This is a genomic window from Agromyces italicus DSM 16388 (assembly GCF_000421545.1).
GTDB lineage: Bacteria > Actinomycetota > Actinomycetes > Actinomycetales > Microbacteriaceae > Agromyces > Agromyces italicus.
Genome location: NZ_ATXF01000004.1, coordinates 535492 through 550808 on the forward strand (window position 1 = coordinate 535492; position 15317 = coordinate 550808).

Sequence of the window (15317 nt, forward strand, 5' to 3'; positions counted from 1 at the left end):
GACGGACGGAAACCTCCGACAGGTAGACTGTCGCCAACATCTCCCGAGAAACGGACGAAAACCTATGTGGCAAGGCTTCACCGGTTGGCACGCGCTGATCATCCTCGTGGTCATCCTGCTGCTGTTCGGCGCCCCCAAGCTTCCGGCGCTCGCTCGCAGCCTCGGGCAGTCGATGAAGATCCTGAAGACCGAGGTGCGCTCCGACAAGGGCGACGGCGATGCTGCCGCGCCGGCTGACGAGCAGACGAAGCCCGAAGAGCCGGGTTCCGGCAAGAGCGCCTGACCTCGATGACCGCGGTGAAGGATCGCGGGGAGAAGAACCGCGAGAAGCGGATGTCGCTCGGCGCGCACCTCATCGAGTTGCGCAAGCGGCTGTTCATCTCCGCGATCGCGATCGTCGTCGGCATGGTCGGCGGCTGGGTGCTCACCGACCTGTACGTCTGGGACGCCATCCAGGAGCCGGTCGTCCGCGTGGCAGAGGCCCGCGGGCAGGACGCGGCGACCGCGATCGTCTTCCCGACGATCTCGAGCGCATTCGACCTGCGCCTGCAGATCGCGCTGACGTTGGGTCTCGTGATCTCGAGCCCGGTCTGGCTATACCAGATCTTCGCGTTCCTGGTACCCGGGTTGAACAAGAAGGAGCGCAGCTTCACGCTCGCGTTCTTCTTGACCGCGATCCCGCTCTTCTTCGCCGGCTGCGCGGCGGGTTGGTTCGTGCTGCCGAACATCGTGAAGCTCATGACGAGCTTCGTGCCCGAAGGGGCGATGTCGCTGCTCACCGCCAAGGAGTACATCGACTTCGTGCTGAAGCTCGTCGTCGCGATCGGCATCGCCTTCGTCGTGCCGGTGTTCATCGTGCTGCTGAATTTCGCGGGCGTGATCAGCGCGGCGGCGATCATCAAGTCCTGGCGGGTCGCGATCCTCGTGATCGTCCTGTTCACCGCGATCGCGACGCCGTCGGCCGACGTCGTCTCGATGTTCATGCTGGCCATCCCGATGATCGGGCTGTATTTCGCGGCCTGGTTCATCGCGAGCCTGCATGATCGCCGTGTCGAGCGCCGCAACCGCCTCGAGTTCGGCGACGCTGTCTAGGCTGGAGGGGTGATGAGCCTCTCGCCGGCCGAGCGCTTCGCGCTCTCCCGCCAACAACGCCGGCAGCCTCGGCTCGCCGAATTCGCCGCGTCGGTGCGTTTCGACCTCGACCCGTTCCAGCGCGCCGCCTGCGCGGCGCTCGACGAGGGCCGCAGCGTGCTCGTCGCCGCTCCCACCGGCGCGGGCAAGACCGTCGTCGCCGAGTTCGCGGTCTACCTCGCCATGCAGGAGCCCGGCGCGAAGGTCTTCTACACGACGCCGATCAAGGCGCTCTCCAACCAGAAGTACCAGGAGTTCGTCGACGCATGGGGCGCCGAGAACGTCGGCCTGCTCACCGGCGACACCAACGTCAACTCGGGCGCCCGCATCGTCGTCATGACGACCGAGGTGCTGCGCAACATGCTCTACGCAGAGTCGACGCTGCTCGATCGCCTCGCCTACGTGGTCATGGACGAGGTGCACTACCTCGCCGACCGCTTCCGCGGGGCCGTGTGGGAGGAGGTCATCATCCACCTCCCCGAGGCGGTGCGGCTCGTCTCGCTGAGCGCGACGGTGTCGAACGCCGAGGAGTTCGGCGACTGGCTGCAGGCCGTACGCGGCGACACCGACGTCATCGTGTCCGAAGACCGGCCGGTGCCCCTCGAGCAGCACGTGCTCGTCAAGCAGAAGTTCGTCGACCTCTTCGACTCCTCGGGGCAGGCGGCGACACACCGGGTGAACCCCGAACTGAAGCAGCTTGCGCGGATGGGCGGGCGCTCGATCTCCCAGCGTTCCCAGCGCGGCCGGCGCGGCGGCGACCGTGGCCGGTTCCACCAGGGTGGCCCGGGGTCGGGGCGTCTCGACCGCCCCGAGGTGGTCGCCTTGCTGCAGGGCAAGAACCTGCTGCCCGCCATCGTGTTCATCTTCTCGCGGGTGGGCTGCGACCAGGCGGTACGGCAAGTGCTCCGGTCGGGCATCCGACTGACCGAGGCGCACGAGCGCAGCGAGATCCGCGCGATCGTCGAAGAACGCGCGAGGATGCTTCGCGACGAGGACCTCGCCGTGCTCGGCTACTGGGAATGGCTCGAGGGGCTCGAGCGCGGCGTGGCCGCCCACCATGCGGGCATGCTGCCCGCGTTCAAGGAGATCGTGGAAGACCTCTTCCAGCGGAAACTCGTGAAAGTGGTCTTCGCGACCGAGACGCTCGCCCTCGGCGTGAACATGCCGGCCCGCTCGGTCGTGCTCGAGAAGCTCGAGAAGTTCAACGGCGAGGCGCGCGTGCCGATCACGCCGGGGGAGTACACGCAGCTCACCGGTCGCGCCGGCCGGCGCGGCATCGACATCGAGGGGCACTCGGTCATCCAGTGGGTCGACGGGCTCGACCCCGAATCGGTCGCGGCGCTCGCCTCGCGGCGAAGCTACCCGATGAACTCGAGTTTCCGGCCGACGTACAACATGGCCGTCAACCTCATCGACCAGTTCGGGCGCGAACGCACCCGCCAGATCCTCGAACTCTCCTTCGCCCAGTTCCAGGCCGACCGCGCCGTCGTCGACCTCGCGAGGACCCTCCGCAAGCAGGAGGAGTCGATGGCGGGATTCGAGGACGCGATGCGCTGCCACCTCGGCGATTTCGCCGAGTACGCGACGCTGCGCCGTGAGATCGGCCGACTCGAGCGGCAGTCGTCGAAGGGCAATCCCTCGCACGCCCAGCGCGAGCGAATGCAGCGCGCGCTCGTCGCCGCCCGCAAGGCGCTGCGCGCCCACCCGTGTCACGGCTGCGCCGAACGTGAGCAGCACGCGCGCTGGGCCGAACGCTGGTGGCGACTGAAGCAGGAGCACGACGAACTCCTCCGGCAGATCCGCACGAGGACGGGTCAGGTCGCGAAGCGCTTCGACAAGGTCGCCGAGGTGTTGACCAGACTGGGCTACCTCGCACGCGATGCGCAGGGAGCGGTGGTCTCGACGCCGGCCGGGCGCATCTTGAAGCGCATCTACGGCGAACGCGACCTGCTCGTCGCCGAATGTCTCCGGAAGGGCCTGTGGAACGGCCTCGACGTCGCGGGGGTGGCTGCGATGGCTGCGTCGCTCGTCTACGAGCCGCGCCGCGACGACCGCAACGTCGACTTCCGGCTGCCGCGCGGCGGATTCCGCGAGGCCTTCGATCGCACCCTCGACGTCTGGAGCGAACTCGACGACCTCGAACGCGACCACCGACTGCCGGGCAGCGACCAGCCGTCGCCGGCGCTCGCCTCGGCGATGCATGCATGGGCGCGCGGCGGCGACCTCGGCGGGGTACTCGAAGACACCGAGCTCGCGGCCGGAGATTTCGTGCGGCTGACGAAGCAGGTCGTCGATCTGCTCGACCAGATCTCGATCGTCGCCGACGCCGAACTCGGTGCCACCGCCCGCGCCGCGATCGACGCCGTCCGTCGAGGCGTCGTCGCCTACGGCGCGGTCGCCTGAGGACGGCCCCGGCACATGACCCGGTGATGCGTCGCATAGGCTGATCTGGTGCCCGAGAGCCCCACACGTCGCCTCCTGCCGCTGCCACTCTGGGCCGCCGTCCTCGCCGCTGCAGTGGGCGGCTCGGTTTACGACATGGGGTTCCCGGGGCTCGGCATCTGGCCGCTCGCCTTCGTCGGCATCGCGCTCGCGCTCGTCAGCCTCATCGGTCGACGTGCGTGGGGTGCGGCGCTCGTCGGGTTCGCGTTCGGGCTCGCGTTCTACCTGCAGCAGGTCTCGTGGACCTCGCTCTACCTCGGCCCGATCCCGTGGCTCGCGCTCTCGTTCCTCGAGTCGCTCTTCGTCGCGGGCGGGGCTGTGCTCATCACCCTCGCCTACCGATGGGTGCCTCGGGCGAGCGAGTCCCGCTGGGTTCGACTCGTCGCGCTTCCCCTGCTCGTGGCAGGCCTCTGGATCGCGCGCGAGACGGCGATCGGCAGCCTCCCGTACGGCGGCTTCCCCTGGGGGCGCGCGGCGCTCAGCCAGGCCGAAAGTCCTTTCGCCGAACTCGTCTCATGGGTCGGCTCGACCGGTCTCGGCTTCGTGATGGTCGCGCTCGTCGCCGGCGTCGTCGAATGGGTTCGCATGACCGGGTGGCGTGACTTCCGCACCGCCGCACCGGTCGGCGCCCTCCTCGTCGTGGCCGTCGCGCTGCCGGCGTGGCCGACCACGGCGGTCGGCGAACTCCGGGTCGCGAGCGTTCAGGGCAACGGACCCTCCGGGTACTTCGACGAGCGAGCCCCGGGTGAAGTGCTCGCGGCCCAGCTCGCGGCGACCGAGCCGATCCTCGACGAGGAGGGCGTCGACGTCCTCCTCTGGCCCGAGGGCGGTTCAGACATCGACCCGACCCGCAGTCGGGCCGCCGCCGAGGTGTTCGACTCGCTCGGCACCGCGCTCGACGCCCCGGTCGTGTTGAACACGGTCACCGTGCGTGGCGAGGAGTACTTCAACACCTCACTGCTCTGGCGGGCGGGGGAGGGCGCCGTCGACAGCTACGACAAGCGGCATCCGGTGCCCTTCGGCGAGTACATCCCCGACCGCTGGTTCTACGACGCGATCGTGCCCGACCTGACCGGCCTCGTGCAGCGCGGGTACTCGCCCGGCGTGAACCCGCCGGTGTTCGACCTCGGCACCGCCGTGGCGGGCCTGGCGATCTGCTTCGACGTCATCTACGACGAAGTCATCTGGGAGGGGGCCCGCGACGGTGCGGAGGTCTATCTGCTCCAGACGAACAACGCCGACTTCCGCGGAACCGACGAAAACCAGCAGCAACTCGCGATCGCCCGACTTCGGGCGATCGAGACGGGTCGCTCCGTGGTCAACATCTCGACGGTGGGCACGAGCCAGGTCATCGATCCGGCGGGTCGGACGATCGACGCCCTGCCGGCAGACGAGCCGGGCGCGATGGTGACCGACGTCGAGTTGCGGCAGGGCATCACCCCGTCGGTGGCGCTCGCCGGATGGGTGCCGATCACGATCGTGCTCGCGGCACTCGCCGGGCTCATCGCGGCGGGCGTACTCGCGACCCGGTCGGGGTCGCCTCGGGTTCGCGTGGCTGAGCGCTGAACCCTCGGCTCAGGCGCCGATCTTCTGCTGTCCGCGACGGGCGCGCAGGTAGGTGAGGCGCTCTTCGAGCAACTCTTCGAGCTCGGCGCGCGTGCGGCGCTCGAGCAGCATGTCCCAGTGGGTGCGGGCGACCTTCTCGCCCGATCGGTCGATCTCGACCGGCTTCGAGTCGACGAGGAGGGTCGCTGCTGCGCCGCACTGGCGGCACTCCCACGTCTCGGGGAGCTCGGCGTCGGCCGAGAAGGTCATGACCGTTTCGTGGCCGCAGGCCTCGCATCGGTACGTGTGCTCCGCACGGTCGGCGAACACCACGCCGTCTTCGCTCTGCAGGCTCTGTGCGCCGATGCGCATGCCTCGAAGGCTCCGGTCCGCCATGGTGTGCTCCTCTACTCGATCGTCTGTCATTGTCAACGATCAAGCTGGGCGTTCCCTTTCCGCCGCCTGAGGTTTTGCGGGGAATTCTCAGCTTCGGGCGGCGATGAGCTCGATCGCGACGTCGGCACGATCGGTCACGAGCCCGTCGACGCCGAGATCGAGGAGCCGGGTCATGTCGGCCGGGTCGTTCACCGTCCAGACGTGCACCTCGGCGCCGACCCGGTGCGCGAGGTCGACGAACTGGCGCGTCACGAGTCGCAACGGCCCGCTGCGCTCGGGGATCTGGAGTGCGAGCCCACCGCGGAGTGCACGTCTGGCCGACGCGGGGGAGCGGAGGAACGCGGCGATCCGGAACCTGAGCACCCCGGCGCCGCCCACCGAGGTGACGGCCTCCGGAACGAGTCGGGCGAGGCGCCGCCGACGGCGCTCCGAGAAGCTCGTCAACAGCAGTCGGCTCGCCGATCGCGTGCGTGCGATCGCGGCGACGGTCGGTTCGACCGCCGCCTCTTCTTTCACGTCGATGTTGAACCGGGCGTCGGGAAACGCGTCGAGCGTCGCTTCGAGCGAGGGGAATCCCTGCCCGCTGCCGAGATCGATGCGTCCCAGTTCAGACATGGTGAGCTGACCGACGGCCACGCTGCGCCCCGCGACCCGGTCGAGCGTCGAGTCGTGCGCGACGACGGCGGCACCGTCGTGGCTCGCGTGCACGTCGGTTTCGAGGTAGTCGGCGCCGACCGCGATCGCCTTCGCGAAGGCGAGCAACGTGTTCTCGGGTGCGTCGATCGCAAGTCCCCGGTGCGCGAGCACACGAGGCCCTGCGGGCGCGAAGTAGCCGGAGGCCACGCCGGGGCTCACGCCTGCGGCGGGAATGTGCCCGGCTGCGGCGCTAGGGGCGGGGCAGCGGCGGCAGGCGCGGCACCGGTTGCCGGGGGAGCACCGGCCGCCGGTGTGAAGGCGCGGCCGATGCCCTTCAGCGCCTCGGTCAGCTCGCTCGGAATCACCCAGAGCTTGTTCGCGTCGCCCTGCGCCAGCTGCGGCAGCATCTGCAGGTACTGGTAGCCGAGCAGCTTCGGGTCGGCGTCGCCGCGGTGAATGGCGTCGAAGACCGTGAGGATCGCCTCGGCCTCGCCCTGGGCGCGCAGCACGGCCGCCTTCGCGTCGCCCTCCGCCTGGAGGATCGCGGCCTGCCGCTGCCCCTCCGCGGTGAGGATGGCGGACTGTTTCGTGCCCTCGGCCGTGAGGATGAGCGCACGACGGTCGCGCTCGGCGCGCATCTGCTTCTCCATCGAGTCCTGGATGGAGATGGGCGGATCGATCGCCTTGAGCTCGACGCGTGAGACGCGGATGCCCCACTTGCCGGTGGCCTCGTCGAGCACGATGCGGAGCTGCCCGTTGATGTTGTCGCGCGAGGTGAGCGCCTCTTCGAGATTCAGGCCGCCGACCACGTTGCGGAGGGTGGTCGTCGTGAGCTGCTCGACCGCACCGAGGTAGTTCGCGATCTCGTAGGTCGCGGCCCGAGCATCGGTGACCTGGAAGTACACGACGGTGTCGATGGAGACCACGAGGTTGTCTTCGGTGATGACCGGTTGCGGCGGGAACGAGACGACCTGCTCGCGCATGTCGACGAGCGGGCGGAGCCGGTCGATGAACGGCACGAGGAGGTTCAGGCCCGGCGTGAGCGTCTTGTGGTAGCGGCCGAGCCGCTCGACGACGCCCGCGTACGCCTGCGGGATGATGCGGACCGATCGCGCGATGACGACGATCACGAAGATGACGATCGCAGCGACGACGATCGTCACGATGATGCCCGACACGTCCATTACTCGGCGGCCCCTCTCTCCATCGGTACGACGACGGCCGTCGCACCATCGATACCGGTGACGAGCACGCGCCCGCCCACCGCGACGTCCGCCTGCTCGGTCGCCGGAGACAACCGGGCCGTCCAGGTCTCGCCGTTCTGCAGCCTGACCTGCCCGCCCGCCGCACCGAGTGTGTGCACGACGGTGCCCTCCGCGCCGATCAGCGCGTCGATGTTGCTGCGAGCCGGATCGGAGCCACGCCGGAGCACTCGGAGCAGGGGCGGCCTCAGCACGAGGATCAACGCGACCGCGACGATCGCGGCGATCACGAACTGGGCCCACCAGGGAATGCCGAAGAGGCCGGACAGCAGCCCGGCCACGCTGCCGAGCGCGAGCATGAGGAAGGTCATCTCGAGCGTGAACACCTCGATCGTCGCGAACGCGAGAATCAGCACGAGCCAGGCGATCCACGCGTACTGGGTCAGCACATCCAAGTCGGGTCTCCTTCGCACGCGGGTCGGCTGATTCGAAACTATCAGTGCCGGGCGCGGCACGGTGGAGTTGATAGTCTCGGTTCGCCGCGCCGACGCTCGTGCGCCGGCCCGCTCTGAACTCCGAGGAGACCCCGTGACCAACCCTCTCGCCCCCGGCTCGCTCGCCGGCCGCGTCGCGCTCGTGACCGGCTCGTCGCGCGGAATCGGTGCCGACACCGTCCGTTCCCTCGCCGCCGCCGGTGCTGCGGTGGTCGTGAACTACCGCAGCAAGGCGCCGCGCGCCGACAAGGTGGTCGCCGAGATCGTCGCAGCGGGCGGCACCGCGATCGCCATCGGGGCCGACCTCACCGACCCGGCCTCGGTCGCCGCGATGTTCGAGCGCACGGTCGTCGAACTCGGTCCGATCGACGTGCTCGTCCTGAATGCCTCGGGCGGCATGGAGAGCGGCATGGGCGAGGACTACGCGATGCGCCTCAACAAAGATGCGCAGGTCAACGTCGTCGACGGCGCCCTCCCGCACCTCGCCGCGGGCGCTCGTATCGTCTTCGTCACGAGCCACCAGGCGCACTTCATCCGCACGACGCCGACGATGCCCGAGTACGAGCCCGTCGCGCTCTCGAAGCGCGCCGGTGAAGACGCCCTGCGCGCGAAGCTCCCCGAGTTCGACGCGGCCGGCGTCGAGTTCGTGGTCGTGTCGGGCGACATGATCGAGGGCACGATCACAGCGACCCTGCTCGAGCGTGCGAACCCCGGCGCCATCGACGCCCGCAAGCAGGACGCCGGCCGCCTGTACAACGTGGCCGAGTTCGCGGCGGAGGTCTCCGCGGCCGTCGTCGACCCCGTGCCGGCCGGCCACACGCGTTACGTGGGGGATGTCTCGGGCTTCGCCCCCGAGGCCTGACCCGAACCCGTCGAGAACGAGAAGAGGCCGGCCCCGGAGCATCCGGGGCCGGCCTTCTCATCGCCGTGAGGCGAGCGGTCAGGCGGTCGCGGTCGTGCCGCGACCGAACGTGAACGCGCGCACGATCTGCACGATGCCGAGCACGATGAGGCCGATGCCCGCGATGATGAAGAGCACGACGGCCCCCCAGATCGGCGAGAACAGCAGCACGATGCCGGCGACGATGCTGAGCAGGCCGAAGAAGATCGCCCATCCCTTCGAGGGGGCATCGCCGATCTGGACGAGCGCGACGACGCCCTCGACGATCCACAGCACACCGATCAGGATTGCGATGAAGACCGCCAGGAACGCGGTCGTCGCCCCGAGGTTCGCGAAGGCGAGCACAGCGGCGAGGATGAACAGCACGCCGAGGATGATGTCCAGCGCCCTCGCGCCGCCTGAGATCCCCCTCGAGAAGATGCCGAGGCCGAGGTAGGCGATGCCCGCGACGAGGAAGTACACCGCGAGGATCGCCGCGAGGACGACGGCCGAGCGCTCCGGCCAGAAGGTGATCAGGATTCCGACGATGAGCGCCACCGCGCCGCTGATCCCGAGGGTCGCGCGGACGGTGTTGATCGCCGACTTCGAGAGCTCCTCGGAGTCGAGCGAGAAGGTGGCGAAGAGCCCGGTGCTCTGCGGGTTCGACATGGTGTGTCCTTTCGTGGGGCGAGTTGAGGCAAGGCTATGGCCGAATGCAAGCTGTGCAAAGGATGTGAATGCGCGCGTCGCAATGCGACGAAGCGCGTCGGGGCGCATCGCCTCGGCGAGCGTCCGTCGGTGATCCGTCATGAATCGAGAAGCGATGGATGCCTCGTGCGAACTACCGTGACGACATGTGCCTCATCATCCGTGCCCGCGAACTGCCCGCCGAAGCGTCCGCGTCGTCCGCCGCCGTGCCCGCCGCGACATCCGAGGATGTCGGCGCGAACTGCTTAGATCGAGTGATCGACCTCGAACCGGGTGCGCACGAGGTGCCGGCTGCGCTCGTGCCCGACCCACGACTCGCGATGGAGACACGATGAGCACCGCCTCACCGCACCAGGCCGACCGCCACGACCTCATCCGCGTGCAAGGCGCGCGTGAGAACAACCTGAAGAACGTCGACGTCGTGCTCCCGAAGCGACGGCTGACGGTGTTCACCGGAGTGTCCGGTTCGGGTAAGAGCTCGCTCGTGTTCGACACGATCGCCGCCGAGTCCCGACGAATGATCGACGAGACGTACAGCGCGTTCATTCAGGGGTTCATGGCCTCGGTGCCGCGGCCTGACGTCGATGTGCTCGAGGGACTCACGACCGCGATCCTCGTCGACCAGGAGCGACTCGGCGCGAACCCCAGGTCAACGGTCGGCACCGTGACCGACGCGAATGCGATGCTGCGCATCCTCTTCTCGAAGCTCGGCAGGCCGCACATCGGCGGACCGACGGCCTTCTCGTTCAACATCCCGACGCAGCGGGCGAGCGGGGTGATGACCGGCCCCGGCGGAGAGAAGAAGATCGTGAAGGACGCGATCTACCTCGGCGGCATGTGCCCGCGCTGCGAGGGTCGCGGCTCGGTCTCCGACCTCGACCTCTCGCAGATCGTCGACGAGTCCAAGTCGCTCGACGGCGGCGCCGTCATGGTGCCCGGCTACACGGCCGACGGCTGGATGGTGAAGGGGTTCTCGCAGTCGGGGTTCTACCCGGCGGACGAGCCGATCGAGCGGTTCACCGAGAAGCAGCGGCATCTCTTCCTCTACGGAGAGGTCACCAAGGTCAAGATCAACGGCATCAACATGACCTATGAGGGGCTCATCCCGAAGATCACGAAGTCGATGCTCTCGAAAGACCTCGACGCACTGCAACCGCACATCCGTGCCTTCGTCGAGCGGGTCGCGACGTTCGCGCGATGCCCCGACTGCGACGGCACGCGCTTGACCGAGGGCGCCCGATCCTCGAAGATCGACGGCGTCAGCATCGCCGACGCCTGCCGCATGCAGGTCACCGATCTCGCCGCCTGGGTGCGCGGGCTCGACCTGCCCGAGGCGGGCCCGCTGCTCTCTGCCCTCAGCGCGAACCTCGACGCCTTCGTCACGCTCGGCCTCGGCTATCTCAGCCTCGAACGGCCGAGCGGCACCCTGTCGGGCGGAGAGGCGCAGCGCATCAAGATGCTCCGGCACCTCGGCTCCTCGCTCACCGACGTGACCTATGTCTTCGACGAACCCACCATCGGGCTGCATCCGCACGACATCCAGCGCATGAACACGCTCCTCCTGCAACTGCGCGACAAGGGCAACACCGTGCTCGTCGTCGAGCACAAGCCCGAGACCATCGCGATCGGCGATCACATCGTCGATCTCGGCCCCGGGGCCGGCCGCAACGGCGGTGAGATCTGCTTCGAGGGCACCGTCGAGGGCCTCAAGTCGAGCGGAACGCTCACCGGCCAGCACCTCGACGACCGCGCGAAACTGAAGGCTGCCGTTCGCACTCCGAACGGTGCGATCGAGATCCGCGGCGCCGATGAGAACAATCTCGAGGACGTCGACGTCGACATCCCGTTGGGTGTGCTCACGGTCGTGACGGGCGTCGCGGGCTCGGGCAAGAGCTCGCTCATCCACGGGTCGGTCGCCCGGCGCGACGGCGTCGTCTCCATCGACCAGAGCGCCATCAAGGGCTCGCGGCGGAGCAACCCCGCGACCTACACCGGGCTCCTCGAACCGATCCGCAAGGCATTCGCGAAGGCGAACGGCGTGAAGCCGGCGCTGTTCAGCGCGAACTCAGAGGGTGCCTGCCCGAGCTGCAAGGGCGCGGGCGTCATCATCACCGAGCTCGGCTTCATGGACACGATCGAGACGCCTTGCGAAGACTGCGGCGGCAAGCGGTTCCAGGCCGGAGTCCTCGAGTACAGACTCGGCGGACTCGACATCACCGAGGTGCTCGACCTGCCCGTCGCCCAGGCGCATCGCTTCTTCGACTCGGCCGAGGCGAAGCTCCCGGCCGCGGTGAAGATCCTCAGTCGTCTCGAAGACGTGGGGCTCGGCTATCTCACGCTCGGGCAGCCGCTCTCCACCCTCTCCGGCGGTGAACGTCAGCGCGTCAAGCTCGCGATCTCGATGGGGGAGCCGGGTGAGGTCTACGTGCTCGACGAACCGACGACGGGCCTGCACCTCGCCGACGTCGAGAACCTGCTCGGCCTGCTCGACCGATTGGTCGATTCGGGCAAGTCGGTCATCGTGATCGAGCACCACCAGGCGGTCATGGCGCATGCCGACTGGATCATCGACCTCGGTCCCGGCGCGGGCCACGACGGTGGCCGCATCGTGTTCGAGGGAGTTCCGGCCGATCTCGTCGCGTCACGGTCGACACTCACGGGCGAGCACCTCGCAGAGTATGTCGGCGCATGAAGAGCTCTCGTCTCAACGCACCCCGCATCGACGAGCTCATCCTGCCAGACCTCGTCGACGGCGACGACCTCGAGCTGTCGGCAGGCGCCACGCTCGAAGGTCTCCGCTTCGCAGGCGTTGATCTCAGCGAACGCGATCTCAGCGGTCTCCGTGTCAGCGAGTGCGAGTTCAGGGGAGTGGTCGCTCATGAGGCGAGGCTTCGCGGCGCAGTCATTCGAGAGGCGCTCATCGAGCGGCTCGAAGCACCGGTGCTGCACGTGCCGCGCGCCGAGCTACGCGAGGTCGTCGTCGCGGGATCGCGCCTCGGCTCGGTCGAGTTCATCGACAACCAGTGGCAGTCGGTGCACTTCATCGGCTGCAAACTCGGCTTCGTGAACCTCCGCGGCTCCGAACTCCGTGACCTCCGTTTCACCGATTGCGACATAGAAGAGCTCGATCTCGGCAACGCTCGCGCGGAGCGGGTCGCGTTCGAGGGTTGCGAACTCAGAGCGCTCGCCGTCACCGGGGCGACGCTCCGCGATGTCGATCTCAGGGGGCTCGACTTCACCGCGCTGTCGACGCTCGACGGCATCGCCGGTCTTCGCGGCGTGACGCTCGACAGCAGGCAGGTCGCGCAGTTGGCGCCGACTCTCGCGAGCAACATGGGCATCAGCATCGCCGACTGACCGGGGAATTCCGGCCGATCCTCGACCGGTCAGTTTCGGAGAAGCCACCCGCAGGCCCGATCGATAATGTCGGAGACGACAGCTTCGAACACCGAACCGAGCGAAAGGGGATCGACATGGCCGAGACGAAGACGACGGCAGCGAAGACGAAGTCGTACGACGGGTTCACCGAGGAGGAGCGCGCGGCGATGAAGGAGCGCGCAACTGAACTCAAGAAGAGCGCACGAGCCGGTACGGCCGCGGAGAAGGCGGCTGCGTCGGCGCAGGAGGTCGTCGACAAGATCGCCCAGATGGAGAAGGCAGATCGCGTCGTCGCCGAACGCATTCACGCCCTCGTGCTCGAGCACGCGCCGCAGCTCGCACCGCGTCTTTGGTACGGCAGCCCCGCGTATGCGCTGAACGGCAAGGTGCTGTGCTTCTTCCAGGAGTCGACGAAGTTCAAACTGCGGTATTCCACGCTCGGCTTCAACGACGTCGCGAAGCTCGACGACGGCACGATGTGGGCGACCTCGTTCGCGATCACCTCGCTCAGCGAAGCCGACGAAGCCCGTTTCGTCGAACTCATCACGCGCGCCGTCGCGTGACGTCCGGGGGAGCCTGCGAGGATAGTGAAGAGGCTTCTGCATGTCGGAACCGGCTTCACACTGTTCCGGCTGCTTTGTTCACGGCCTTCCTTGGAATCGCCGATGCCTAACCGCTCCGATCAGCTCGATCGAGGGGAGTCGCGATGGACCTGTTCCTCTGGCTGATCGGTTTCGGCGTCGTCATCGCAGGTGTCGCGGTCGCCCTCACGCTTCGCAATCACTCGGTTCGAGCGTCGATCGATGAGGATGCTGCATCTGGTCCCTCCGCGAGCGAGCTGCTCGACGCAGCGCGCCGGGTTGACGTTATGTCCGAATCGCGAGCCGCGAGCCGGCACCCGCGACCGAAGAACAGGCCAGTCGATGCCGCGTTTCGGATGAGGGCTGTGAGGGCGCGAAACCCGTTCGTCGGCAGTGGCTGAAACCCGTTCGTCGAGAGACGACCCACGACGCTGAATCGGCGGAAGTTCAGTGCCGATTCCGCAACCCGACAACGCGCCGATAATGCACATTATGTCGGAAGGAACCCTCATCCGTAGAAGTGGCTTGCTCTGCGCCGACGGCGACCTCCTCGATAGCAGCGACGATCCGGGTGGTCGTCGCATCGGAAGGGGCCGGAACGCTCACCCCTCCTTCTGACCTTCTCGAGAGCGAATCGATCAGTGGTCGCTCCGTACGAAGAGTCCCGGATAGTCGATCACGAGCCCGTGCGCGTCGACCGCGAGCGTCGCGACGAAATCCGAGTCGCGCGACTCGTAGCGGTACTCGCGCTCTGCGAGACGGGTGTAGCGCTGCGGGTCCGTCGCCACCGTCAGATGGGGCACCGAGACGTAGGCCGTCGTGATTTCGGCACTCTCGCCGATGGCGAGCCCGAGGCGTCGAATGGGCAGCGAATTGCTCAATGGTGAGATCGCGATGTCGACCTCGCGTGCGACGTCGAGGTCGGGTCGCACGATATCGTTGACCACCCAAGCCGCGCCGCCGTAGTCGGCCCGAAGCGAGCGAGGACCGAGCCTCATGGTCAGGGAGCGGAACTGCCAGCTCCTGTCGGCGATCACGCCGTAGGTGCACGTCCCGAAGACCGTCTCGATGACGCTTTCGATGCGAACGCCCTCGCGAGATTCGTCGACGCGGCATTTCTCCGTGCTGTCCAACGCCCACCCGACCCAGCGAACTTCGACCATGCCTCCATGATGACCGTCTGGTCCACGCGCGCAACTGCGTACGGTGCACGGATCCTGAGCGGACGAGAATGCCCCGGTGCAGTCGAAGTCCTCGGGTTCAGCGGCGCACCCGAAAGCGCAGGTGGAGCACCCGGTTGCCCTGAATCACCACCTCGGGATCCCCCAGCAAATGCTGCGCGTCGACCGACCCGAAGTAGCGCTTGCCGGACCCGAACACGACGGGTACGACGTCCATACGCACCTCGTCGACCAGACCCGCGGCAATCATCTGGCCGCCGACGTCACCGGCGGCGACCTCGATCATGCGGTCCCCCGCGAGCTCCTGCGCCTTGGCCACGGCTGCCTCGACACCACCGACGAAGTAGAACGGCGCCTCGGGATCCCAGCCCTCGGGCGCGGGTCGGTGCGTCACGACGACCACGTGGTCGATCCCGCTCGGAGGCGTGCCATCCCAGCCGTCCGTCAGGTCGAAGACGTGCCGGCCGGCGATCGTCACCCCGATCTGGTCCCAGTACTGCCGGGTGTGGTCGTAGGACGCCTGTGACACCTTCAGCACTCCGCTCTCGTCCAACGGGACGTCACCGCTGGTCAACCAGTCGAACAGTGGTCCTGGCTGGTCGTTCTCGTCCGCGATGAAGCCGTCCACCGACACGGAGGCGTACATGACGATCTTGCCCACGGTGCTCTCCTCTGGGTTGGGTGCCCCAGAGCAAGCGTGTCGTGAGCTGTCGCGCTTGTAAAGTAGCCGATCGGCGAGCGGC

Annotated in this window: 17 protein-coding genes; 10 read left to right on the forward strand and 7 right to left on the reverse strand. The window is 67.9% G+C overall.

What is annotated here, in order from left to right; genetic code table 11:
- Positions 1-64 precede the first annotated feature (64 nt).
- Genes tatA through lnt form a run of 4 tightly spaced genes read left to right on the forward strand, consistent with a single transcriptional unit; the run spans position 65 to position 5139 of the window.
- Positions 65-283 (forward strand): twin-arginine translocase TatA/TatE family subunit, encoded by a 219-nt coding sequence (gene tatA, locus H516_RS17960; protein WP_022888230.1) that lies wholly within the window; start codon positions 65-67, stop codon positions 281-283.
- 50 nt (positions 284-333) lie between these two features.
- Complete coding sequence (gene tatC / locus H516_RS0102930; protein WP_026378345.1) at positions 334-1092, forward strand: twin-arginine translocase subunit TatC; 759 nt, start codon at positions 334-336, stop codon at positions 1090-1092.
- A 12-nt stretch (positions 1093-1104) separates the two neighbouring features.
- A complete protein-coding gene (locus H516_RS0102935; protein ID WP_022888232.1) occupies positions 1105-3534 on the forward strand; it encodes a DEAD/DEAH box helicase in 2430 nt (809 codons plus the stop codon).
- Positions 3535-3582: 48 nt separating this feature from the next.
- Positions 3583-5139, forward strand: a complete 1557-nt coding sequence (gene lnt, locus H516_RS0102940) for an apolipoprotein N-acyltransferase (protein ID WP_022888233.1) — start codon at positions 3583-3585, stop codon at positions 5137-5139.
- Positions 5140-5148: 9 nt separating this feature from the next.
- Here lnt and H516_RS0102945 read toward each other — a convergent pair whose 3' ends face one another.
- The 4 genes from H516_RS0102945 to H516_RS0102960 all read right to left on the reverse strand — a co-directional run bounded on the left by H516_RS0102945 (position 5149) and on the right by H516_RS0102960 (position 7801).
- Positions 5149-5514, reverse strand: a complete 366-nt coding sequence (locus H516_RS0102945; protein ID WP_022888234.1) for an RNA polymerase-binding protein RbpA — start codon at positions 5512-5514, stop codon at positions 5149-5151.
- A gap of 87 nt (positions 5515-5601) precedes the next feature.
- Positions 5602-6369, reverse strand: a complete 768-nt coding sequence (locus H516_RS0102950) for a glycerophosphodiester phosphodiesterase family protein (protein ID WP_245561695.1) — start codon at positions 6367-6369, stop codon at positions 5602-5604.
- Positions 6366-7334 (reverse strand): SPFH domain-containing protein, encoded by a 969-nt coding sequence (locus H516_RS0102955; RefSeq protein WP_026378347.1) that lies wholly within the window; start codon positions 7332-7334, stop codon positions 6366-6368. Before H516_RS0102955 ends, H516_RS0102950 begins: the two co-directional genes overlap by 4 nt.
- Positions 7334-7801: an NfeD family protein gene (locus H516_RS0102960; RefSeq protein ID WP_245561713.1), complete on the reverse strand. Its 468-nt coding sequence runs from the start codon at positions 7799-7801 to the stop codon at positions 7334-7336. Before H516_RS0102960 ends, H516_RS0102955 begins: the two co-directional genes overlap by 1 nt.
- 139 nt (positions 7802-7940) lie before the next feature.
- Between H516_RS0102960 and H516_RS0102965 the strand changes: the two genes are divergently transcribed.
- Entirely contained in the window at positions 7941-8708 is a 768-nt protein-coding gene (locus H516_RS0102965) for an SDR family oxidoreductase (protein WP_022888237.1), read from the forward strand.
- Between the two features lie 78 nt (positions 8709-8786).
- Here the strand turns inward: H516_RS0102965 and H516_RS0102970 are convergent, their stop codons facing one another.
- Positions 8787-9395: an HdeD family acid-resistance protein gene (locus H516_RS0102970; RefSeq protein WP_022888238.1), complete on the reverse strand. Its 609-nt coding sequence runs from the start codon at positions 9393-9395 to the stop codon at positions 8787-8789.
- A gap of 158 nt (positions 9396-9553) precedes the next feature.
- On the opposite strand from H516_RS0102970, the gene H516_RS0102975 reads away from it, so the two are divergent.
- The 5 genes from H516_RS0102975 (at position 9554) to H516_RS0102995 (ending at position 13794) form a co-directional block, all read left to right on the forward strand.
- Complete coding sequence (locus H516_RS0102975) at positions 9554-9769, forward strand: hypothetical protein (RefSeq protein WP_022888239.1); 216 nt, start codon at positions 9554-9556, stop codon at positions 9767-9769.
- The gene (locus H516_RS0102980; RefSeq protein WP_022888240.1) at positions 9766-12126 is read left to right on the forward strand and encodes an ATP-binding cassette domain-containing protein; all 2361 of its coding nucleotides are present in this window, start codon (positions 9766-9768) and stop codon (positions 12124-12126) included. Before H516_RS0102975 ends, H516_RS0102980 begins: the two co-directional genes overlap by 4 nt.
- Entirely contained in the window at positions 12123-12791 is a 669-nt protein-coding gene (locus H516_RS0102985; protein WP_022888241.1) for a pentapeptide repeat-containing protein, read from the forward strand. Before H516_RS0102980 ends, H516_RS0102985 begins: the two co-directional genes overlap by 4 nt.
- A 116-nt stretch (positions 12792-12907) precedes the next feature.
- Positions 12908-13375 (forward strand): iron chaperone, encoded by a 468-nt coding sequence (locus H516_RS0102990; RefSeq protein ID WP_022888242.1) that lies wholly within the window; start codon positions 12908-12910, stop codon positions 13373-13375.
- A gap of 143 nt (positions 13376-13518) precedes the next feature.
- On the forward strand, positions 13519-13794 hold the full coding sequence (locus H516_RS0102995) for a hypothetical protein (RefSeq protein ID WP_022888243.1): 276 nt from the start codon (positions 13519-13521) through the stop codon (positions 13792-13794).
- A gap of 237 nt (positions 13795-14031) precedes the next feature.
- On the opposite strand, the gene H516_RS0103000 is transcribed toward H516_RS0102995, so the two are convergent.
- Positions 14032-14556, reverse strand: a complete 525-nt coding sequence (locus tag H516_RS0103000; protein WP_026378350.1) for a putative glycolipid-binding domain-containing protein — start codon at positions 14554-14556, stop codon at positions 14032-14034.
- 97 nt (positions 14557-14653) lie between these two features.
- Positions 14654-15235: a dihydrofolate reductase family protein gene (locus tag H516_RS0103005; RefSeq protein WP_022888245.1), complete on the reverse strand. Its 582-nt coding sequence runs from the start codon at positions 15233-15235 to the stop codon at positions 14654-14656.
- Positions 15236-15317 lie beyond the last annotated feature (82 nt).